29 protein-coding genes are annotated in these 19,762 nt (G+C 70.4%); 13 read left to right on the forward strand and 16 right to left on the reverse strand.

Annotated features, from left to right (window positions below; all coding sequences use genetic code 11):
- The first annotated feature begins 137 nt into the window (after positions 1 to 137).
- Positions 138 to 353 (forward strand): DUF2945 domain-containing protein, encoded by a 216-nt coding sequence (locus QE410_RS10030; protein WP_307331233.1) that lies wholly within the window; start codon positions 138 to 140, stop codon positions 351 to 353.
- 241 nt (positions 354 to 594) lie between these two features.
- Here the strand turns inward: QE410_RS10030 and QE410_RS10035 are convergent, their stop codons facing one another.
- Complete coding sequence (locus QE410_RS10035) at positions 595 to 2,034, reverse strand: cryptochrome/photolyase family protein (RefSeq protein WP_307331236.1); 1,440 nt, start codon at positions 2,032 to 2,034, stop codon at positions 595 to 597.
- Positions 2,031 to 2,186, reverse strand: coding sequence for a DUF2256 domain-containing protein (locus QE410_RS10040; RefSeq protein WP_074615906.1), 156 nt, complete (start codon positions 2,184 to 2,186; stop codon positions 2,031 to 2,033). The genes QE410_RS10035 and QE410_RS10040 overlap by 4 nt, the downstream gene beginning before the upstream one ends.
- 112 nt (positions 2,187 to 2,298) lie before the next feature.
- Between QE410_RS10040 and QE410_RS10045 the strand changes: the two genes are divergently transcribed.
- Positions 2,299 to 2,430, forward strand: coding sequence for a hypothetical protein (locus QE410_RS10045; protein ID WP_307331239.1), 132 nt, complete (start codon positions 2,299 to 2,301; stop codon positions 2,428 to 2,430).
- 152 nt (positions 2,431 to 2,582) lie between these two features.
- On the opposite strand, the gene QE410_RS10050 is transcribed toward QE410_RS10045, so the two are convergent.
- Together QE410_RS10050 and QE410_RS10055 are read right to left on the reverse strand one after the other, a co-directional pair.
- On the reverse strand, positions 2,583 to 3,074 hold the full coding sequence (locus QE410_RS10050; protein WP_307331241.1) for a pyridoxamine 5'-phosphate oxidase family protein: 492 nt from the start codon (positions 3,072 to 3,074) through the stop codon (positions 2,583 to 2,585).
- An 85-nt stretch (positions 3,075 to 3,159) separates the two neighbouring features.
- Entirely contained in the window at positions 3,160 to 3,486 is a 327-nt protein-coding gene (locus QE410_RS10055; RefSeq protein ID WP_307331244.1) for a biopolymer transporter Tol, read from the reverse strand.
- Between the two features lie 228 nt (positions 3,487 to 3,714).
- Between QE410_RS10055 and QE410_RS10060 the strand changes: the two genes are divergently transcribed.
- From QE410_RS10060 to QE410_RS10070, 3 genes are all read left to right on the forward strand, one after another.
- A complete protein-coding gene (locus tag QE410_RS10060; protein ID WP_307331247.1) occupies positions 3,715 to 3,999 on the forward strand; it encodes a hypothetical protein in 285 nt (94 codons plus the stop codon).
- A gap of 16 nt (positions 4,000 to 4,015) precedes the next feature.
- Positions 4,016 to 4,219 carry a cold-shock protein gene (locus tag QE410_RS10065; RefSeq protein ID WP_013583139.1) on the forward strand — a complete coding sequence of 68 codons (204 nt, stop codon included), beginning with the start codon at positions 4,016 to 4,018 and terminating at the stop codon, positions 4,217 to 4,219.
- Between the two features lie 294 nt (positions 4,220 to 4,513).
- Positions 4,514 to 5,632, forward strand: coding sequence for an acyl-CoA desaturase (locus QE410_RS10070; protein ID WP_307334462.1), 1,119 nt, complete (start codon positions 4,514 to 4,516; stop codon positions 5,630 to 5,632).
- A 114-nt stretch (positions 5,633 to 5,746) separates the two neighbouring features.
- Here the strand turns inward: QE410_RS10070 and QE410_RS10075 are convergent, their stop codons facing one another.
- Positions 5,747 to 6,250, reverse strand: coding sequence for a metallophosphoesterase family protein (locus QE410_RS10075; protein ID WP_307331249.1), 504 nt, complete (start codon positions 6,248 to 6,250; stop codon positions 5,747 to 5,749).
- A gap of 54 nt (positions 6,251 to 6,304) precedes the next feature.
- On the opposite strand from QE410_RS10075, the gene QE410_RS10080 reads away from it, so the two are divergent.
- Positions 6,305 to 6,688: a DUF3054 domain-containing protein gene (locus QE410_RS10080; RefSeq protein WP_307331252.1), complete on the forward strand. Its 384-nt coding sequence runs from the start codon at positions 6,305 to 6,307 to the stop codon at positions 6,686 to 6,688.
- A gap of 119 nt (positions 6,689 to 6,807) precedes the next feature.
- Here QE410_RS10080 and QE410_RS10085 read toward each other — a convergent pair whose 3' ends face one another.
- On the reverse strand, positions 6,808 to 7,320 hold the full coding sequence (locus QE410_RS10085; RefSeq protein ID WP_307331254.1) for a glycine cleavage system protein R: 513 nt from the start codon (positions 7,318 to 7,320) through the stop codon (positions 6,808 to 6,810).
- A 59-nt stretch (positions 7,321 to 7,379) separates the two neighbouring features.
- Here QE410_RS10085 and QE410_RS10090 point away from each other — a divergent pair, with 59 nt between their 5' ends.
- Entirely contained in the window at positions 7,380 to 7,658 is a 279-nt protein-coding gene (locus QE410_RS10090) for a DUF6412 domain-containing protein (RefSeq protein WP_307331257.1), read from the forward strand.
- A gap of 126 nt (positions 7,659 to 7,784) precedes the next feature.
- Positions 7,785 to 8,519, forward strand: coding sequence for a membrane protein insertase YidC (locus QE410_RS10095; RefSeq protein ID WP_307331259.1), 735 nt, complete (start codon positions 7,785 to 7,787; stop codon positions 8,517 to 8,519).
- A gap of 30 nt (positions 8,520 to 8,549) precedes the next feature.
- Here the strand turns inward: QE410_RS10095 and QE410_RS10100 are convergent, their stop codons facing one another.
- The 3 genes from QE410_RS10100 to QE410_RS10110 form a co-directional block, all read right to left on the reverse strand.
- A complete protein-coding gene (locus QE410_RS10100) occupies positions 8,550 to 9,797 on the reverse strand; it encodes an MFS transporter (protein ID WP_307331262.1) in 1,248 nt (415 codons plus the stop codon).
- A gap of 176 nt (positions 9,798 to 9,973) precedes the next feature.
- On the reverse strand, positions 9,974 to 10,189 hold the full coding sequence (locus QE410_RS10105) for an SCO4848 family membrane protein (RefSeq protein ID WP_058232426.1): 216 nt from the start codon (positions 10,187 to 10,189) through the stop codon (positions 9,974 to 9,976).
- Between the two features lie 23 nt (positions 10,190 to 10,212).
- A complete protein-coding gene (locus QE410_RS10110) occupies positions 10,213 to 10,554 on the reverse strand; it encodes a TraR/DksA C4-type zinc finger protein (protein WP_307331265.1) in 342 nt (113 codons plus the stop codon).
- A gap of 53 nt (positions 10,555 to 10,607) precedes the next feature.
- On the opposite strand from QE410_RS10110, the gene QE410_RS10115 reads away from it, so the two are divergent.
- The 3 genes from QE410_RS10115 to QE410_RS10125 all read left to right on the forward strand — a co-directional run bounded on the left by QE410_RS10115 (position 10,608) and on the right by QE410_RS10125 (position 12,842).
- Positions 10,608 to 10,964, forward strand: a complete 357-nt coding sequence (locus tag QE410_RS10115; protein WP_307331268.1) for a DUF2834 domain-containing protein — start codon at positions 10,608 to 10,610, stop codon at positions 10,962 to 10,964.
- Positions 10,965 to 11,026: 62 nt separating this feature from the next.
- Positions 11,027 to 12,082, forward strand: coding sequence for an aromatic acid exporter family protein (locus tag QE410_RS10120; protein ID WP_307331271.1), 1,056 nt, complete (start codon positions 11,027 to 11,029; stop codon positions 12,080 to 12,082).
- Between the two features lie 103 nt (positions 12,083 to 12,185).
- Complete coding sequence (locus tag QE410_RS10125) at positions 12,186 to 12,842, forward strand: LON peptidase substrate-binding domain-containing protein (protein ID WP_307331273.1); 657 nt, start codon at positions 12,186 to 12,188, stop codon at positions 12,840 to 12,842.
- A gap of 176 nt (positions 12,843 to 13,018) precedes the next feature.
- Here QE410_RS10125 and QE410_RS10130 read toward each other — a convergent pair whose 3' ends face one another.
- The 5 genes from QE410_RS10130 to QE410_RS10150 form a co-directional block, all read right to left on the reverse strand.
- Positions 13,019 to 13,795, reverse strand: coding sequence for an isocitrate lyase/phosphoenolpyruvate mutase family protein (locus QE410_RS10130; RefSeq protein WP_307331275.1), 777 nt, complete (start codon positions 13,793 to 13,795; stop codon positions 13,019 to 13,021).
- Positions 13,792 to 14,457, reverse strand: a complete 666-nt coding sequence (locus tag QE410_RS10135; protein WP_307331278.1) for an SDR family oxidoreductase — start codon at positions 14,455 to 14,457, stop codon at positions 13,792 to 13,794. Before QE410_RS10135 ends, QE410_RS10130 begins: the two co-directional genes overlap by 4 nt.
- Before the next feature lies 1 nt (position 14,458).
- Positions 14,459 to 14,842, reverse strand: coding sequence for a PPOX class F420-dependent oxidoreductase (locus tag QE410_RS10140; RefSeq protein ID WP_307331281.1), 384 nt, complete (start codon positions 14,840 to 14,842; stop codon positions 14,459 to 14,461).
- Between the two features lie 73 nt (positions 14,843 to 14,915).
- Positions 14,916 to 15,314 carry a YchJ family protein gene (locus QE410_RS10145; RefSeq protein ID WP_307331284.1) on the reverse strand — a complete coding sequence of 133 codons (399 nt, stop codon included), beginning with the start codon at positions 15,312 to 15,314 and terminating at the stop codon, positions 14,916 to 14,918.
- A 23-nt stretch (positions 15,315 to 15,337) separates the two neighbouring features.
- Positions 15,338 to 15,883 carry a phosphoribosyltransferase family protein gene (locus QE410_RS10150; RefSeq protein WP_307331287.1) on the reverse strand — a complete coding sequence of 182 codons (546 nt, stop codon included), beginning with the start codon at positions 15,881 to 15,883 and terminating at the stop codon, positions 15,338 to 15,340.
- A gap of 97 nt (positions 15,884 to 15,980) precedes the next feature.
- Here QE410_RS10150 and QE410_RS10155 point away from each other — a divergent pair, with 97 nt between their 5' ends.
- Positions 15,981 to 16,892, forward strand: coding sequence for a 5'-3' exonuclease (locus QE410_RS10155; protein WP_307331290.1), 912 nt, complete (start codon positions 15,981 to 15,983; stop codon positions 16,890 to 16,892).
- Between the two features lie 3 nt (positions 16,893 to 16,895).
- Here the strand turns inward: QE410_RS10155 and QE410_RS10160 are convergent, their stop codons facing one another.
- Together QE410_RS10160 and trpD are read right to left on the reverse strand one after the other, a co-directional pair.
- Positions 16,896 to 17,888, reverse strand: coding sequence for a PHP domain-containing protein (locus tag QE410_RS10160; RefSeq protein WP_307331293.1), 993 nt, complete (start codon positions 17,886 to 17,888; stop codon positions 16,896 to 16,898).
- A gap of 6 nt (positions 17,889 to 17,894) precedes the next feature.
- Positions 17,895 to 18,956 (reverse strand): anthranilate phosphoribosyltransferase, encoded by a 1,062-nt coding sequence (gene trpD / locus QE410_RS10165; protein ID WP_307331296.1) that lies wholly within the window; start codon positions 18,954 to 18,956, stop codon positions 17,895 to 17,897.
- A gap of 133 nt (positions 18,957 to 19,089) precedes the next feature.
- Between trpD and QE410_RS10170 the strand changes: the two genes are divergently transcribed.
- Positions 19,090 to 19,761, forward strand: a complete 672-nt coding sequence (locus QE410_RS10170) for a heme-copper oxidase subunit III (RefSeq protein ID WP_307331299.1) — start codon at positions 19,090 to 19,092, stop codon at positions 19,759 to 19,761.
- Position 19,762: the final 1 nt, after the last annotated feature.

The raw sequence follows: 19,762 nt of genomic DNA on the forward strand, positions 1-19,762 counted from the left end.
CGACGCTACGCAGGGGGTCCGACATCACGGGGGTATTGCGGTTCCCGCGCGAACCACGTAGAGGGCGGGCCGTCAATCCCCCGATCAGCATCGGGCGGCCTCGACAGCATGGCGGCACCGAACGAGAGGAACGCATCATGTCGAAGGATCTGTCCAAGGGCGACCGCGTGAGCTGGGACACCCCGCAGGGGAAGACCCAGGGCGAGGTCGTGGAGAAGAAGACGAAAGACTTCCAGCACGACGGCCAGAAGTTCACGGCATCCGAAGACGACCCGGCCTACATCGTGAAGTCCGAGAAGTCCGGCTCGAAGGCCGCCCACAAGGGCTCGTCGCTCAACAAGCTCAAGAGCTGAGAACGCGGTCCCCGCCGTGCCGGGCTCCGGAGAACCACCGGATTCGAGTCGGACAGCGCCGGCCCGGCCGGCTCGGTGCGTAGATCCTCCGGAGCGCGGCACGTCGCCCGACCACCGCTGATCTCGACGGACCCGGCGCACGCTTCGACACGCTAAGCCACCGCTCTTACGCGAAGGTGCCTGAGCCTGCCGAAGGGACCGGGGCTTCGGCAAGCTCAGCCACCTGTGCCCGACACCGGTACTACCCCTTCGCGTCGCGGCGCTTGCGCATCTGCGCCAGCGCCAGCCCGAGCCGGTGGTTGCCGGCCAGCACGTCCTCGTGCCGCTCCAGGAACTCCCAGTACGCGTCGGTGAACACCGAGTCCTTGGCATCCTGAGCCGAGGGCCACCACGAACCCATCTTCTGCAGATACGCGCCTCCCGACACGTAGGGCTTGGTCGCGACGAAACCGCCGTCGGCGAACTGACTCATGCCCATGACGTTGGGCACCATCACCCAGTCGTAGGCGTCGACGAACAGCGCCAGGAACCACGCGTTCACCTGCCGCGGCGCATACCCCTGCAGCAGGAACCAATTGCCCAGCACCATGAGCCGCTCGATGTGATGCGCGTAGCCCCAGCGGTGCACCCGCTCGAGCACGGTGCGCACGGGGATCGGCAGGTCGCTCGGCATCCGCTCCCCCGAGTACCAGTACTTCTGGACCCTCTTCTCGAGGTGCAGCGCGTTGACGTGCTCGAGCTTCGGGTGCGCCCGGTACATGCCGCGCATGTACTCGCGCCATCCGATCACCTGACGGACGAACCCCTCCACGGATGCCAGGGGCGCATCGGTGCGCGTGGCGGCGGCGACCACCTCCTCGACGGTGAGCAGCCCGATGTTGAGCATCGGCGAGATGATCGCGTGGAAAAGGAACGGCTCGTCGGCCTTCATCGCGTCTTCGTACCGCCCGAAGTCGTGCAGGCGTTCGGCGACGAAGACGTCGAGCCAGTCGCGGGCGTCCTCGGGCGTCACCGGCAGCCAGAACTCCTCGGCCTTCCCCGGGTGGTCGGGGAACAGCCGGTCGACCTCGGCGATGACCGCGCGGGTGATGTCGTCGGGCTCGAGTTGCGGCAGGGGCGGGATCTCGACCCCCTTCCTCGGCAGCGCCTTGCGGTTGTCGGCGTCGAAGTTCCAGCGGCGGCCGGCGGGCTTTCCCCCGTCCATCAGGATGCCGGTGCGCCGGCGCTGCCAGTGGTAGAAGTCCTCCATGAGCGGCGTCGGGTGCTCCGCGAACCAGCCGTCGACCTCTTCTTCGGGGGTGAGGAACAGCCCGTCCGACAGCACGTCGGTGTCGACGTCGTGCGCGGCGCAGATCGCGGCGATGCGCTCGTCGACGGGGCGGTTGGGGTCGCTCATCCACTGCAGCTCGGTGACGCGGTGCGTCTTCAGCAGGCTTTCCAGGCCGGCTTTGAAGGTGAGGTCGTCATCGAGCGCGATCCGCCGCACCGTCTTCCCCTCGGCCTCGAGCCGCGCCGCCGTATGCCGCATGGCCGAGGTGAGCAGCACGATCTTGTGCTGGTGGTACGGGAGCTTCCGCCATCGCGGGGCCGACTCGATGAAGAAGAACTCCTCGACGTCGTCGTCGGTGTAGGCGGGATGCTCGGCGAACTGCTGCGTCGCGAGGATCAGCGCGGCCTTCATGCGCTCCTCCGGGCAGCGGCCGCCTTCGCGCGGCACCCGCGCGAGCAGTACAGAACCTGGTCCCACTGGTCGCGTCCGCTCCAGCGCTTGCGGTCGGTGAAGGGGCGTCCGCAATAGGCGCAGGGCTTGGAGCGCACCTCAGGTCGTGACATGACGTCATCGTCGCAAGCCGCATGTCATCGCAGCGGGGGCTTGCGCTGGCACAGGCATCGAGTGTGCGCAAGGCCCGCGCGGCCCGCACCCGACCCGTGGTCGGCTGGCGGCATGGATTCCACACCGGACAACGCCCCCGATACCGCCGATCAGCCGGACGAGCTGGAAACAGCCGACGCTCCCACCGTTCCCGACACCACCGACGACGACGGCACTCCCGTCGACAACCCCTCCGGCGGCTGACGCATCCGCGGTGAGGCGGATGACGCATTCGCGGTGACGCAGGCGACGGATCTGCGCGAACGCGGGTGAGGTATCCACGGTGACGCGGGTGGACATCCGCGTCACCGCGATGGGTGTGGTGGCCCCTCGCTCGCGGGGCCACCACAGCCGGGTCAACCCGGCAGGTCGAACTTCTCGTTCTCGCCGCCCTGCGGACGCTCCCCCGTAACCTTCGAGGTCACCAGCGCGATCGCCGTCGCCAGGCGGCCGCCCGCGCTCTCCCAGTACTCGCCGCTCAGCGCGTTGACGCGCAGCAGGGTGACTCCCGGCGACTCGGGGCCGTCGGGGAACCACGCTTCGACGGTCGTCGACCACAGGTCTGTGAGTTTCGCCAGGTCGTCGACGATCTCGGCCTCGCCCGCCAGCGAGAGCCACGTGCTGTCGGAGCTGAACGACAGACCGACCTTCGCATCGCGCCGCACGTGCTCGACCGCCGAGGCGTGCGTACCCACGATGAACCACAGGTCGCCGTCGCTCTCGGTCTCCTGCACGGTGAGCGGGTGCGCGTGCAGCGCACCGTCCTCGGCGCGGGTGGTGACCATCGCGAAGCGGAACTTCTTCAGCAGCTCGTTGAGCTTCTCGAGCTCGGATGCGGTGGATGACATGGCGTTCCTCTCGTCGGAGGCTTCAGCCCACCGCGTCGAGCGCGCCCGCCGCTACGCGTTGACGTCGGTCGCGGTGTCTGCTCTGTCACCCCGGCGGGGCCAATCGGTCGAGTTCGTCCAGGGCCGCCCGGGCGCGAGCCACGCGGGCCGGCACCTCGTCGTCCCACCACCGCGGCCCGCGCTCGCCGAGCCCGGCCTTCGCCAGCCCCACCCGATGCCGGACGTGCGCGAGCGCCGCGTCGTCGCCGTCTCGCTTGGCCGTGCGCACCGCCGAGCGCGCGCGCCCCAGGTGCGAGCGCAGTCGATCGGCCATGTCGTCGGGGAGGGCCGGATCGGTGCGCCGCCAGCGCCTTCCGTCGATGACGAGCCAGCGATCGTCGTCGACGTGCTCCGTCGAATCCTCGGATGCCATGCCCCCAGTGCAGACCACGATGCGGCCGGGCGAAACTCCCCGCCACCGTCCAGACATCCGTGCTAGCGTGAGGGCATTCGTTCTGGGACTTGCTTCATCGACGCCCGCCTCATCGTAGAGATGCCGGGCGCACGGCGCCGAGCCGTTTCCGACAGCAAGCCCACCTTCACCTATCGCGTGCCCCGCTCGACGGCTTCGGTCCTCGCGTCGCACTCGCGGAAAGTATCTGTGTCTCTGCTTCACCCCTCGCCACTGTCGTGGCGCCAGGCCGATCTCGACGTCTACGTCGCGACGGCCGGATCCGACTATGCCGGTTTCGTCGGCGCGGCCACCTCGGGCTTCGAAGCCCAGGGTCCGCTCGGCGAGAATCTCGGCATCCACACGTCCGTCGACGCGGCCCAGGCCGCGGTCGACGGGCATCGCGTACGCGGCACCGACTCGGTCTCGCGGCGTCCCCGTCCGCTCCGCACGCGCCGGAGCGGCGCCCACGGCCGCATCTGCGGCCCAACATGAATAAAGGAAGAACACGATGGCCACTGGCACCGTGAAATGGTTCAACTCCGAAAAGGGCTACGGCTTCATCGCTCCCGATGACGGCTCCGCCGACCTGTTCGCGCACTTCAGCGCGATCCAGGGCAACGGCTTCAAGGAGCTGACGGAAGCGCAGAAGGTCGAATTCGACGCCGAGCAGGGCCCCAAGGGCATGCAGGCGGCGAACATCCGCCCCCTCTAAGCTCCGCTGAAACCCGGAAGCCGGGCTCGTCGTGTTCCGCGTCGGGCCCGGCTTCCGGCGTTTGCGCAACCGGCGGCCGGAACACTCCGCCGCGCGATGCGCGGGTCGGCACGCGCCGCGCTGCGGGCGTCGGAAACACCCGCGGGAGCGTCGTCACGGTTACCGTTCGCCGTGAGGCTCCTGCACATGTGGATGTATTCCGGGGGGTCCATACGCAGGCACGTAGGGTGGGCCTCAGCCCGGGTAGTCGCCCCGGCTCCTGACTACGGTCACCCCCGACCCGAGGAGCAGTCCATCGCCTCCACCATCGTCGAGTCCCGTCTCGGCCCCGTTCGACAGACCTACTCCGGCACCAAAGAGTTCCCCCCGATCGCCAAGGCCTACACAGAGTTGTCTCAGGTCGTTCGCGAGAGCGGTCTGCTGGTGCGCACCCCCGTCTTCTACACCCTCGTCGGCGTCGCGGTCACCCTGGGGTTCGCCGGCTGCGTGACCGGGTTCATCCTGCTCGGCGACAGCTGGTTCCAGCTCTTCATCGCCGCCGCCCTCGGCATCCTCTTCACCCAGGTCGCCTTCCTCGCCCACGAGGCCGCTCACCGCCAGATCTTCGCCTCCGGCCCCGCGAACGACCGTCTGAGCCTGCTCCTGGGCAACGGCGTCGTGGGCATGAGCCGCTCCTGGTGGGCGTCCAAGCACACGCGTCACCACGCCAACCCCAACCGTGTCGGCAAAGACCCCGACATCGAGATCGACACCATCTCGTTCCTCGACGTCGACGCAGCCAAGGCCCGCGGCATCCAGCGCTGGATCACCCAGCGCCAGGGGTACCTGTTCTTCCCGCTCCTGACCCTCGAGGGCATCAACCTCTACGTTCTCGCGTTCCGCCACCTGTTCTCGCGCGAACCCATCAAGGGCCGTTGGACCGAGCTCGGCCTGCTGACGCTGCGTCACGCGATCTTCATCGCACCGATCTTCGTCTTCCTGCCCCTGGGTCTCGCCTTCGCGTTCTTCGGTGTCTCCGTCGCCGTGTTCGGCGTGTACATGGGTGCGTCGTTCGCCCCCAACCACAAGGGCATGGCCGTCATCGAAGAGGGGGCGAAGCTCGACTTCTTCAGCAAGCAGGTGCGCACCTCGCGCAACATCGGCGGAGGCTGGTGGGCCACGTGGCTCATGGGCGGCCTGAACTACCAGATCGAGCACCACCTGTTCCCGAACATGCCGCGTCCGCACCTGAGCCGTGCCCGCGTGATCGTGCGCGAGCACTGCCAGACCCTCGATGTGCCCTACGTCGAGACGACGTTGTTCCGCTCGTACGGCATCGTCATCCAGTACCTCAACCGAGTCGGACTCGCCGCGCGCGACCCGTTCGACTGCCCGCTGACCGGCGCGTCGCGCCACGTCGCGGTCGAGAAGTAAGCAGAGAACCCGTCACGACGGCGTCACTCCCCCGGGGTGGCGCCGTCGTCGTATGCGAATGCAGCGGCGTGCACATACGGTCCGGCGAGGCGGCGTGACGCCCCGGCGGTGGCGTCAATCCCGCGCCACCTCGTGCAACACGACGTCGCGCACGCTCCCGGAGTCGAGGGTCGTCGTCATCGCCGTGCAGGCGGGCTGGCGTCGGCGGTCGGTCGGCGAGCCGGGATTGAGCAGGCGCAGACCCGCCGGGGTCACCGAATCCCACGGGATGTGGCTGTGGCCGAAGACGAGCAGATCGGTCTCGGGGAAGGCGGCATCCATCCGCTTCTCCCGCCCGGTCGCCGCGCCCGTCTCGTGCACGACCGCGACGCGCACCCCGTCGATGTCGGCCCGCGCCACCTCGGGGAGCCGGGCGCGCAGGTCGTCGCCGTCGTTGTTGCCCCAGACGCCGAGCACCGGCCCGAGCGCGCTCAGGTCGTCGAAGACGGTGGCCTCGACCCAGTCGCCGGCGTGGACGATGAGGTCGACTCCGGATGCCATGCGGCGAACGTCCGCGGGGAGTGCACGGGCCCGCTTCGGCACGTGCGTGTCGGCGAGGAGCAACAGACGCGTGGGCATGCGTCCACGCTACCCACGAGCGGGCACGGGGGATCCGGCGGCGAGAATGGAGGGGTGACCTCCGCGCGCCGCTCTCCTGCCCTCGCCCTCGTGCTCGACGCCGTGCTCGTCGTCGTGTTCGCCGCCATCGGTCGCGCGACCCATGACGGCGATGTGCTCGGCCCCTTCGGTTCGGGTCTGGCGACCACGGCGTGGCCGTTCGTCGCGGCCCTCCTCGTGGGCTGGCTCGTCACGCGGGCATGGCGCCGCCCGACGGCCGTGGTGCGGACGGGGCTTCCCGTCTGGGCGATCACGGTCGCCCTCGGCATGGTGCTCAGGGCCCTGAGCGGACAGGGCGTCGCGGTGGCGTTCGTCATCGTCGCGACCCTCACCCTCGCCCTGCTGCTGCTCGGGTGGCGGGGTATCGCACGACTCGCGGGGCGTCGGCGCACGGTCTGACCTCGCGGCGTCGTGGGACGGCGCGCGCAGCTCCAGCAGCCCTAAGCCGCCGGCGCGACGGTGGTCGGTCACGAGTCGGCCCGTGATTCGACGCACCGCGCCCGGTCGGGGTGCCGGGTTCAGTCCGCGAACATGACGTCGACCTGGATCTCGGCGGCGATGCGCTCCAGATCGGCGACGAGGTCGTCGACCTCGACGTCGGGACCGACGACGACGGTGATCAAGGCCTCGAACAGGCGTCCGCCGGCCATCGCGGCATCCGTCGTCTGCGTCGACATGCGCTCGATGCTCACGCCGCGGGCGCTCAGGGCGCTGGAGACGTCGTGCACGATGCCCGGGCGGTCGTTGCCGACGACATCGAGGGTGACGCTGTGGGGCGCGGATGCCGTTCCCTCGGGCGCACCCGTGTGCACCGTTACGGCGAGGGTCGCGGACAGTCCCTCGAGCGCGGCACGCAGCGCGTCGGCGCGTTCGGCCGCGACCGAGACCTCGACGATCCCCGCGAAGGCCCCGGCGAGCTCGGCCAGTTCACTGTTCTCCCAGTTGCCGCCGTGGGTCTGGACGATCTCGGCGACCGCCGACACCAGGCCGGCACGATCGTCTCCGACGACGGTGAGCACGAGGGTGGTCATGGCCCCAGCGTAGCGAGCGGCCCTGCTACCGTGGGGTTTTCGAGGCAGGGGGTGAGTTCGTGATCGCATCACTCATCGGCATGCTCAACCTGCTGCTGGCCGCGACCGAGCTCGCTCTCACTCCCGGCGGGGGTGCGCCGTTGCTCGCGATGGCGCTGGCCGCCGCGCTGGTCGCCGCGACCGTCGTCGTCCTCACCCTCGTGCCCGCTCTCGGCGCCGGCATCGCGCCGCCGGCGCCGCGGCCCATCGACCCGTCGGCCCCGCTCGCCCAGAGCGACCCCGATGCGTCCGGCCACCCACGCCCGCGCGCTCCGGGTCTGTCGACCCGCGTCGCCTGACCCGACCGTCCCGCCGCCTCGCGGCATCCATCGGCGTTCTCGGCAGGCGACGCCGGTCGCCCGCGCGTCGATTCCTCGCGCCACGCGACCGATCGCCCCCGTGATCGCCGTACCGAATGGACGCCCGTGGACCCTTTCCTCTTTCCTCCCCTCGCCCTGCTGCTCGACCTGGCCACGCGAGCCATGCTCGCCCTGACCGCCGCCCTCGATCCGCTCGTCGGGTCGGCCGCGGCGGCGGTCGCCGTCGTCGCCGTCACTCTGCTCGTGCGACTGCTCCTCGTCCCCGTCGGGGTGTCGCAGGCGCGCGCCGAACAAACGCGTGCGCGACTCGCTCCCCGGCTGCGCGTCCTCCGGGAACGCTGGCGGAACGATCCCGAACGCCTTCAACGCGCGACGATGCAGCTGTACCGCGACGAGAACGTCTCCCCCGCGGCGGCCTGTCTGCCCCTCCTCGCGCAAGCTCCTGTCGTCGGGCTGCTGTACGCCGTCTTCCTACATCCCACCGTCGGCGGACAGGCGAACGCGCTGCTCGCCCACGACCTCCTCGGCGTTCCGCTGGGTCGGAGCCTGGTCGCGGCCCTGACGTCGGGCACGGCCGATGGGACGACCCTCGTCGTCTTCGGCTCGCTGGTGGCGGTGATCGTCTTCGCCGTCGAGCTCACGCGCCGCTGGCTGCGGCCGTCGGTCGACCCTGCGGCACCCGCCTGGACGACGACGATCACGGGGGTTCTGCCGTTCTCGACCGCGGTGGTCGCGCTCTTCGTGCCGCTCGCGGCGGCGCTGTATCTGGCCGTGACGACGGTGTGGACGCTGGTGCAGCGCGTGCTGCTGCGGCGGCGGTACCCGCTGCCGCAGGGGTGATGGTGCGGTGACGGGATGACGGAGGGGGCGTCACTCCACGGGAACCGCCTGATCCCACCGCCGTGCGCGCGACGCGTTCACCGCGGCCATCGCGAGTACGAGCGATGCCGCGGCGACGGGGAACAGCATCGCCGTCGCCACCGACACGCTTTCGGCGACGGCTCCCGTGACCGCCGACGACAGTGCCTGCGCCAGGGTGAGCGCGGAGGCGAGGAGTGTCATCGTCGTCGCGGTGCGTCCGGCCGGTGCACGGGTGCCGGCCAGGCTGAACAGGGTCACCAGCGCCGGCCCGACGCCCAGGCCCATGAGACAGAGCACGACCGTCACGGTGAGCACCGAGCCGCCCACGGAGTACGCTCCCGCCGAGGCGAACAGCAGCATCGCGAAGACGACCAGCCGCCACCGCAGCGCGAATCCCGCGGGCAGGACCGCGACCGCGAGCGCGAGCACCGCCGACCCCACCCCCATCGCGCCGTACAGCAACGCGCCGGCCTCGGGTGCGCCCTGGGCGGCCATGAACGCCGTGAGCGAGGTGAGTGTCGAGCCGAAGAACGCCCCGACGCCGAAGACGGCGACGACCAGCACGAGAAGGCGGGGATGCCGCAACGCACGCGCGGGCGCCCGCTCACCGCGCGTGGTCGCGGTCGGTACGACCCGACCCGTCGGGTGCAGCGCGAAGGCGGTGACGAAGACGAGGCTGAGCGCGGCGGCCGCGGCGATGGGCGCCCAGGGATCGGTCACGGCGGCGAGAACGCCGACGACGAACGGCCCGATGACGAAGGCCGTCTCGTCCGCGGCCGACTCGTACGCCATCGCGCGCGAGAACGTGCGTTCACGCCGCTCGGGGGCGACCCGCGCGCCGATGAGCGCCATCACGCGAGCGCGCGACATGGCTGCGGTCTGCGGTCCGGTGAGACCGATCGCGACGGCGACGCCCAGCACGATCGCGTCGGCGGCGGAGGAGCTCACGACGACCGGGAAGAGAGCGAGCAGCAGACCGTTCGCGATGCCGGTGGGCACGAGCACCCCCGACTGTCCGTGTCGGTCGGCGAGGTCGCCCAGCACGGGCCCGGCGACGACGACGCCGATCCCCACCGCGGCGGACGTCAGTCCGCCCAGGGCTACGGACTCCCGCACCGCGACGACCAGCGCGAGCACCCCGACCGTCATCATCGCGAAGGGCAACCGGGCCACGAAGGCGACGGGGAAGTACCACGCACCGGCGTGGTGGATCAGGGGGCGGTGGGCGACGACGCGCTGCGGCGCGGGGGATGTCATGGTTCGGTCTCCGGAGGCGGGGGAACGTGCCGCCTTACCGGACCGGGCAGGTAGATGCACCGTGCAGCGGGAAGATCCCGCTCCACGAGTCTACCCTCGGCGCCCGCGCGCGGTGCCGTCTCCGCCGGCCGCCCCGGACTCGACAGGCCCGCGACGCCTCGACGACGATCCCCGACTCACCCGATCAGCGCGGCGATCGCGGCGATCAGCGATGCCAGCGCCAGCACGAGCGCCAGCGCGATGAGCACGGTGTGCACGATCAGGAACGGCGTCGGCTTTCCCGCGGCATCCTTCGCCCGGGGGTCCTTCGCGACGCGGACATAGAACCGTGGCCACACGACGATGTTGAAGACGGCGTTGGCGAACAGCAGAGCGATGAGCAGAGGTTCCACCCCTCGAGCCTAAGCGCCCGCGATCACGTCGCACACGCGATGCCGCGACGTGCGAAAGGGCGCGCCTCCAGACGCGCGTCGGCGATCGACCGACCGCACTGCTCGCAGACGCCGAAGGTGCCGGATGCCACCCGCTCGCGCGCCGCCAGAATCTCGGCGCGCTCGCTCTCGGCGCCTCGGCGCAGGGCGTCGACCTGCGCCCATTCCCCCGACAGCGTCGATCCCTCGGGATCGTGCTCGTCGTCGGCGGTGGCGTCGGCGCGGTCGTGCCGCAGGCTGGCCTCGTCGTCGCGCAAGCGGCTCAGTCGGTGCTCGACCTCGCGTTCGCGGTCGTCGAGCATGCGCGTGGCGGTGACGGCATCCATGCTCCGACGCTAGCCCCTGCCTCCGACATCGCGGCTGCGGCAGGATCGGGCGCATGAGCGAACTGCGCCGTCACTGGACACCGACCGCCGTGGCGTTCCTCGTGCTGGCGGTGGCCGGACTCGTGGGCACCTGGATCTTCAACGCCTTCGCGATCGTGCAGATGCGCGATTTCGTCGGCGACCTCGTCTCGAGCGGCCCGGCGGTGTCGTCGATCACGGTCGATCTGCTGGTCGTCGCGATCGCCGGGAGCATCTTCATCATCGTCGAGGCCCGGCGGCTCGGCATGCGGTTCGCGTGGCTGTACATCGTGCTGTCGGGGATCACCGCGTTCGCCTTCACGTTCCCGTTGTTCCTGGCGATGCGCCAGCGCCGACTCAGCGCTCGGGCCGACCAGCGGGGGACCTCATGATGCCCCCGATCGAGGGGGTCTCCGACGCCCCCGTCGACAGCGTCATCCGGAGAGACTGAGACGTGCGCATTCCCGACCTCCGCGCGGTCCGCGGCAGCCTGAACGTCCGCGCCCCCCGCCGCGTCCCCCTGCTGCAGGTGGCGAAGTCCGCCGTCGCGATCGTCGCCGCCTGGCTGATCGCGGGGTGGCTGATACAGGGGCCGCCGCCGATCTTCGCCGCGATCGCGGCGCTCCTGGTCGTTCAGCCGAGCGTCAACCAGTCCTTCACACGTGCCGTCGAGCGCAGCGTGGGCGTGATCGTGGGCGTGGTCATCGCCTCGCTTCTGGGCCTGGCCTTCGGATCGCAGCCGTGGGTCGCCCTGCTCTCGGCCGGCGTCGCCCTCCTGGTGGCCTGGGCGGCGCGCATCTCCCCCGGTGCGACGAATCAGATCGCGATCAGCGCCCTCCTGGTGCTCGCCCTCGGCACCGCCACCCCCAACTACGCCCTGGACCGCGTCCTGGAGACGCTCATCGGCGCGGCGATCGGCATCGTCGTCAACGCGGTGCTCGTTCCCCCGGTGCTCGTCCCCGCCGCGCGCGAGAAGGTCGACACCCTGGGGCGCGAGCTCGCCGCCGCGATGGAGCGCCTCGCCGATGCCCTCGAGACACCGCAGACGCCGGCCTCGCTCGAGGGGCTCCTGATCGAAGCGCGCCTGCTCCGGCCGGTTCGGGATGCCGCGGCCGACGCCCTCCGCGACGGCGAGGACTCGCTCGCCCTGAACCCCCGCAGCGGACGCCACCGGGCCGATCTCGCCGCGATGGGCGACCTCCTCGAGCGCTTCAGTCCCGTCGTGACGCAGACGGTGGGCATGACCCGGGCGGTGTACGACGGCTACGAGCGCTCGATCGCCGACGAGCCCGCCGTGCGCGCGATCGCCGAGCAGCTGCGCCGCGCCGCGCACGACGTGCGCCTCGCCTTCGCGCTGGACTCCGGCGCCGATCGCCCGGTGGACGAGGCGCCGGCGCTGACCCGCCCGCTGCAGATCCAGACGCCCTCCCCGGCGCATTGGGTGCTCGTGGGCTCGATGCTGACCGACCTTCACCGCGTGCACGAGACGCTGCGCGACGACGGGTTCTGACAGATCCCGGATGCCGAGTGCACGCACTCGTCGTTCCGGTTTCGCGCCTGCGAATCTCCCCCGTCCGGGCCGCCTCGCCTGCGTGCGCTGGTTGACTGGACGCATGGGTACCGCGATGTTCCCCCTCGAAGCCGTCCTGTTTCCGCACACGCCGCTGGCGCTGCGGATCTTCGAGGAGCGCTATCTCGTCATGCTCGGCCGCCTGCTCGACGAGACGGATCCGGCCTTCGGCGTCGTTCTGATCGAACGCGGTTCCGAGACGGGCGGCGGCGACCAGCGCTTCGCCCTCGGCACGATGGCACAGCTGAGTCACGTCGTCCCCCAGGCGGGCCAGATGCAGATCGTCGCGCGCGGCACAGCACGCTTCGAGATCGTCGAGTGGCTCGACGACGCCCCCTACCCCCGCGCCGACGTGCGCACCCTGCCCGACCTGGAGTGGAACGACGCGCTGCTCCCGCTCCTCGACGAGGCGGAGAAGATTGTGCGGCGCGTCCTGTCGCGCGCGCAGCAGTTCGGAGGCACGCGGTGGGATCCCGAGGTGGAACTGTCGGAAGACCCCCTCCCCCGGGCGTGGCAGGTCGCGGCCATCGCCCCGCTCGGCGAACTCGACCAGATGGAACTGCTGCGGTCGCCGACCCTGGGCGGGCTGCTGCGGGCGACCATCGATCTCACGCTCGCGGCCGAGCCCCTGCTGGCCGACCCGGTTCCCGACGGGGTCATCGTGGTCGACGACGACGCAGACGGTTCCGACGACGACTGACGCGAATCCGCGCGTGCTTCAGCGTGCTCACGCGGACTCGCACGGATGCCGCACGCACGGTCCGCCGACACGTCGACGCTGCGTGCCGACACTGGCCCGGTATCTCGAGCACCGCGCCGCAGAACTCTCGCGCGAGACCCGGGAGCACCGCGGCTTCGGTGTCCCGGGTTCGCACATCAGTTGAGCGCGCGCACCGACGACGGGATCACGCCGTCGCCGTAGAGGTCTCGAGCGAGATCCTGCAGGGCGGTCAGCGCGACGCGCTGCGTCAGCGGTCCGTAGGAGATGCGCGCGACGCCGAGCTTCTCGTACTCCCCCGCAGAGGGCGCGCCGGGAAAGCCGATGACGCTCAGGCGGCGCTCCCCGAGCCCCTCGACCAGACGGCGCGTCGTCTCGGCGTCGAGCAGACCCGGCACGAAGACCGAGGTGGCGCCGGCGTCGAGGAAGGCGCGTCCGCGCTTCACGGCATCCGTGATCTTATCGTCGAGCGGGCGATCGCCGCCCTTCACGAACACATCGGTACGGGCGTTGAGGACGAACGGCACCCCCTCCGCCGCGCCCGCCGCGATCACGGCCTCCACCGCCGCCACGGCCTCGTCGAACGGCTTGACGCGGTCTTCGACATTGGCTCCGACGACGCCCACACCGATCGCGCGGCGGGTGGTCTCGCCGGGGTTTCCGAATCCGGCATCCAGATCGACTGTCACCGGCACGTCGACAGCGGCGACGATGCGACCGACCATGTCGAGCATGACCTCGAGGGGGATGTTCTCGCCGTCTTCGTAGCCGAAGGTCGCGGCGATGGAGTGCCCGGCCGTGGCCAGGGCCTTCGTCTCGGGGAGTGCCGCGACGGCCTGCGCCGACACGACGTCCCAGATGTTCACAACCCGCAGGATCTCGGGTGCGGTGTGCAGCTCGGCGAACGTCCGCGCCCGGTCGGCGAGGGCGCTCACGCGTCGCTCCGCGCGCCATCGGCGACGATGGCCTCGGCGATGAGCGTCTCGCCGGCACCGAAGCGGATGAAGCGTCCGATCGTCGCGGGCTGCACCAGCGCCGCCGCCACGACCGCGGCGACGTCGGCGCGTCCGACCTCCGCCTTGCCCTGGGGTGCGGTCGAGATGCGACCGGTCGGCGGTTCGGTGGTCAAGGTGCCGGGGCCCAGGATCGTCCAGTCGAGGTCGCTGGCGCGCAGGTGGTCGTCGGCGGCGAGCTTCGCGTCGGCGTAGGCGAAGAAGGCGTCATCGGGGTCGATACCGTGATCCGGCGTGGATCCGATCCACGACACCATGACGAACCGCCGTACGCCGGCCTTCGATGCCGCGTCCACCGCGCGCTGGGCGGCGTCACGGTCGACGGCGTAGGTGCGATCGGCGTCACCGCCGCCGGCTCCGGCCGACCACACCACGGCATCCGCGCCCGAGAACGCCTCCGCCATGTCGTCAACGCCGGCCTTCTCGACGTCGAGCACCAGCGGCGTCGCGCCGACCCGCTCGATGTCACCCGACTGGTCAGCGTTGCGGATGACGGACGTGGCCTCGTCTCCCCGGTCGGCGAGCAGCTGCGCGAGGTGCAGCGCGACCTTTCCGTGTCCTCCGATGATCACGATGCGTTCCATGTCACTGTCCTCCCACGTTCTCGATCGACATCTTCAGAATCACCCGGTCGGCGCGGTCGGGTGGCGCCTCCTGATCGGCATTGCCGTAGCGCTGCCCCAGGTGCACGTAGAACGCGCCCTCCGGGTCGGGCACGGTCTCGACGAGACGCCCGCGCACCTCGATGTAGCGGTAGGGCTGGTCGGGGTCGAAGACCATGAGGCTCATCGACGGGTTCTTCTGCAGGTTGCGGTACTTCTGCCGTGTCACGGTGTGCGTGAAGAGCAGGTGCTCGCCGTCGAAGTCGAACCACATCGGGTTGACCTGCACCGTGCCGTCGGGCCGGACGGTGCCGAGGCTGCCGTAGTTCGGGTTCTCGAGCAGATCGCGCTGCGCGTCGGGGATCATCCGTGTCCTTTCGCCGAGTGTGCGAGCACGACCCTACGCAGCACCTCCGACATCGACCGGCGGGGTTGACGCCTCAGCCCACGTCGCCGTCGACGTAGACCCACCGCCCGCCGCGGCGGACGAACCGACTCCGTTCGCGCAGTTCTGCGTCGATCCCATGCTGCCGCCAGGACGCGCGGAAGGTCACCGTCGCGGCATCCCCGTCTTCCTCGGCCCCCTCGATGACGAGTCCGTGCCACACGGTGCCGTCGTCGGCGACGACTTCGTCGGGACGTGTCCGCGGATGCCATGACCGCTCGAGGTGCGCCGCGTCGCCGATGACGAAGGCGGTGTAGCGCGAGCGCATCAGCCTCTCAGCGGTCGGCGCGGCCGCCCCGTCGAGGATCGGGCTGCAGCATTCGCCGAACGTTCCCCCTCCGCACGGGCACGGCGCCTGGGTGGACGGACGCACGGATGCCGAGCCGAAGGACATCCCGCCACTCTAGGCCGAGCGCCTCACGGCAGCTCGCGCACGTGCAGCAACGAGCGCACACGCAGGTTGCGTCGCAGGTCCGATCGCTGAAGGGCATCGACGACGACGGCCGCACCGATCCATGAGGCGCCGCTGAGATCGACCAGCCGCCGACTCGCCTCCAATTGCGCGCCCGTATCGACCCAGTCGTCGACGAAGATCACGCGGTCCCCCGCCTGCAGCAACGTCCGCCGCAGCCCGAGGCGGAGATGCCGGTCCTGATAATCCGGCGCGGTCGTGACCTCCCACCACGCGTCACTGTCGACGCTTTGCGCGGGATCCTTCCGCACCTCGGCGAGCCCCACGCCCAGCGCGTGCGCCACGAGCACACCGAGCAGACTACCACGCGACTGCGGCCCCATCACGACCGTCGGCGAGTCGTCCGGGAAGAGCGCCGCAAGGCTCGGGCCGATCTGCGCCACGATCGCCGGCTCACGCCACCATCCGGTGAGGTCGGCCGCGGAGGTGTCGTCGGTGCGGTCGCCGAGCCAACGGAACGTGCGGCGGAGATTCTCGCGGAGATCGGGCACGGTTCATCATGGTCGGTCCTCGCGACGCCCGCCGACCGACGGCCGCCGCCCAGGCGAGGTCCCCGGCCGCCCCCTCGATCGTGACAGGATCGCATCCGTGACCGACCGCATCATGCTCCTCGACACCGCGTCGCTGTACTTCCGCGCCTTCTACGGCGTTCCCGACAAGGTGAAGGCGGCCGACGGCACCTCGGTGAACGCGGTGCGGGGGCTGCTCGACATGATCGCCAAGCTCGTCACGACTTACGAGCCGACCCGGCTCGTCGCGTGCTGGGACGACGATTGGCGCCCGGCCTGGCGCGTCGACCTCCTGCCGAGCTACAAGGCGCATCGCGTCGTCGAGGCCGTCCCCGCCGGTACCGACGTCGAGGAGGTCCCCGACCCCCTCGAGGCCCAGATCCCCGTCATCCGCGAGGCGCTCGCCGTGCTGGGCATTCCCGTCGTGGGTGCGGCCGAGCACGAGGCCGACGACGTCATCGGCGCTCTCGCCACCTCGGCCGAGTCGCCGGTCGACATCGTCACGGGCGACCGCGACCTGTTCCAGCTGATCGACGACGCACGCGGCATCCGCATCGTCTACACCGCGCGCGGGATGAGCAACCTCGAGATCATCGACGACGCCGCCGTCGTGTCGAAGTACGGCGTGCACGCGGCCCAGTACGCCGACTTCGCGGTGCTGCGCGGCGACCCCTCCGACGGTCTCCCCGGCGTCGCCGGGATCGGCGAGAAGTCCGCGGCCTCGCTCCTCTGCGCCCACGGTTCGCTCGACGGCATCCGCGCGGCCGTGGCTGAGGGAACCGGGGGCACGCCGGCCCAGCGCGCAAAGATCGCCGCCGCTTCGGACTATCTCGACGTCGCGCCCGCCGTCGTCCGTGTCGCCCGCGACCTCACCTTCGCCCCGTTCGACGATCGCCTGGGCGACGTCGACACCGACGCCGCACACGCGCTGGCCGAGAAGTGGAACCTCGGCTCGTCGATGACCCGTGCCCTCGCCGCGCTCGCGCGCTGACGCTCAGCGCGGTCTCTCGAGCCACTCCCGTAACCGCTCGAGCGGCCACGTCGTGACGATGCGGTCGGCCGGCACCCCCGCCGCTTCGGCGCGCGCCGCGCCGTAGTCGAGCAGCGACAGCTGCCCGGGCGCGTGCGCATCCGAGTCGATCGAGAACAGGCACCCGGCGTCGATGGCCACGGCCACGAGCTCGTCGGGCGGGTCCTGCCGCTCGGGGCGCGAGTTGATCTCCACCGCGACCCCCGACGCCGCGCACGCCGCGAAGACGGCGGCGGCGTCGAACTCCGACGGCGGGCGCGTTCCCCGCGACCCCTCCACGAGCCGACCGGTGACGTGCCCGAGCACGTCGACGCGCGGATCGGAGGCCGCCGCCACCAGACGACGGGTCATCGGCGCGCGGTCCATGCGCAGCTTCGAATGAGCGGATGCCACGACCACATCGAGCTCGCGCAGCAGGCCGTCCTCCTGGTCGAGGTCACCGTCGTCGAGGATGTCGACCTCGATGCCGGTCAGCAGGGTGAAGCCGTCACCGCGATGGGTGCGGACGATCTCCATCTGGGCGCGCAACCGCTCCGGCGAGAGTCCGTTCGCCACGGTGAGACGCGGCGAGTGGTCGGTCAACGCGAGGTATTCGTGTCCCAGCCCGCGCGCGGCCGCGACCATGGCGTCGATCGGGGTGAGCCCGTCGGACCATTCGCTGTGGCTGTGCAGGTCGCCCCGCAGCTCCGCCCGCAGCGCGGCCCCGCCCACGGGAGCGTTCTCGGCACGAAGTGTCGCCAGGCGCTCGGGCACCTCCCCCGCCAGCGCCTGCTGGATGACGGCGAATGTGGACTCGCCGATGCCCGGCCTGCGACGGAGCCCGGGGTCGCGCAGCTCACCGTCGCTCAGTCCCTCGATCGCTCTCGCGGCCGTGCGGAACGCCTTCGACTTGTAGCGCGACGAGCGCTCCCGCTCGAGCAGATAGGCGATCTCGGTGAGCGCGTCGAGCGGGTGCATCGTGCGCTACTCCGCCAGGGCCTTCGTCGTCTGGACCCAGTCCCCCAGCTTGGCCGAGGCCCGGCCGTCGTCGACCGCCGCGGCGGCGTCGGCCATAGCCTCGGCCAGGCGCTCCAGGATCGGACGCTGGACCTCGGTGGCATCCTGAAACAGCCGGTACGACACCAGGCCCGCCGCCGCATTCAGCAAAACGATGTCGCGGACCGGTCCCGTCTCACCCGACAGCACCCGACGGACGACGTCGGCGTTGTGATCCGGCGACCCGCCGAGCAGATCGTCGATGTCGGCGAGAGGGATGCCGAGATCTCGCGGATCCAGGTCGTGCTCGTGCACATCGCCGCGGCTGATCTCCCACAGCCGGCTGTGGCCGGTCGTCGTCAGTTCATCGAGGCCGTCGTCGCCTCGGAAGACGAGTGCCGTCGCGCCGCGCGTGCGGAACACGCCCGTGATCAGCGGCACCCGGTCGAGGTGCGCCACACCGACCGCGTTGGCTTCGGCGCGCGCGGGATTGCACAGAGGTCCCAAGAAGTTGAAGACGGTCGGCACGCCGAGCTCGGCTCGGGTGGGGCCGGCGTGGCGAAATCCGGGGTGGAACGCCGACGCGAACGCGAAGGTGATGCCCGTGCGCTCGAGCGTCTCGGCGACCTGCTCCGGCGTCAGCGTGAGGGCGATGCCCAGAGACGACAGCACGTCGCTCGACCCGGACGCCGAGCTGGCGGCGCGGTTGCCATGTTTGACGACGGGCACTCCGGATGCCGCGGCCACCACCGCCGCCATGGTCGAGACGTTCACGGTGCCGAAGCGGTCACCACCGGTACCGACGATGTCGAGCACCTCCGCGCGCACGGGGAGCGGGACGGCCGCCTCGAGGATCGCGTCGCGGAAGCCGACGATCTCCTCGACGGTCTCGCCTTTCGCCCGCAGCGCGACCAGGAATCCGGCGAGCTGCGAGGGCGTCGCCTCGCCCGCCATGACCTGTCGCATCGCCCACGTGGACTCCGACACGCTGAGGTCGTCGCCGGCCAGCAGCGAGGAGAGCAGATCGGGCCAGGTGAAGCGTTCCGCCATGCCATGATCCTTTCACACGCGTGTCGTGCCGCCGTGTCGAGGTCGCCGTTGATCGAAGTCGGTCCGTACCGGGGATTCCTTGCGGATTCTGAGGCTTCCTCAAGTCTCGACGATGGAATAACTCATCTTCGTGATGGGAGGATCGGGCCTGCGGATCGCGCATAATGGAACGGTGACGACCTCAGCGACGTATTCCCAGGCCGTGCGTGCCGTGAAGCGACCCGACCCGGTCGCCGTGGGCACCATCGTGTGGCTGGGCAGCGAGGTCATGTTCTTCGCCGGCCTGTTCGCGATCTACTTCACCCTGCGCAGCACCTCCGCCTCCCTGTGGGCCGAAGAGACCCAGCTGCTCAACGTCCCCTTCGCGACCGTCAACACCATCATCCTGGTGCTGTCGTCGGTCACGTGCCAGATGGGCGTCTTCGCCGCCGAGCGGTACCAGCCGTACACGGTCAAGGCGAACTCCTTCTGGCGCCGCTGGGGAATGGTGGAGTGGTTCTACCTCACCTTCATCCTCGGCGCGGTCTTCGTGTCGGGTCAGGTGTGGGAGTACGCGACGCTGGTGGCGGAGGGCATGCCCATCAGCGCCAACCCCTACGCCTCGGCCTTCTACCTCACCACCGGCTTCCACGCCCTGCACGTGACAGGTGGCCTCATCGCCTTCCTGCTCGTTATCGGTCGCGCGTACGCCGTGAAGAACTTCGGCCGCAAAGAGATGACCACCTCGATCGTCGTGTCCTACTACTGGCACTTCGTCGACGTCGTCTGGATCGCCCTGTTCTTCGTCATCTACTTCCTCAAGTAAG

The sequence above is a fragment of the Microbacterium sp. SORGH_AS_1204 genome, assembly GCF_030818935.1.
Classification (GTDB): Bacteria; Actinomycetota; Actinomycetes; order Actinomycetales; family Microbacteriaceae; genus Microbacterium.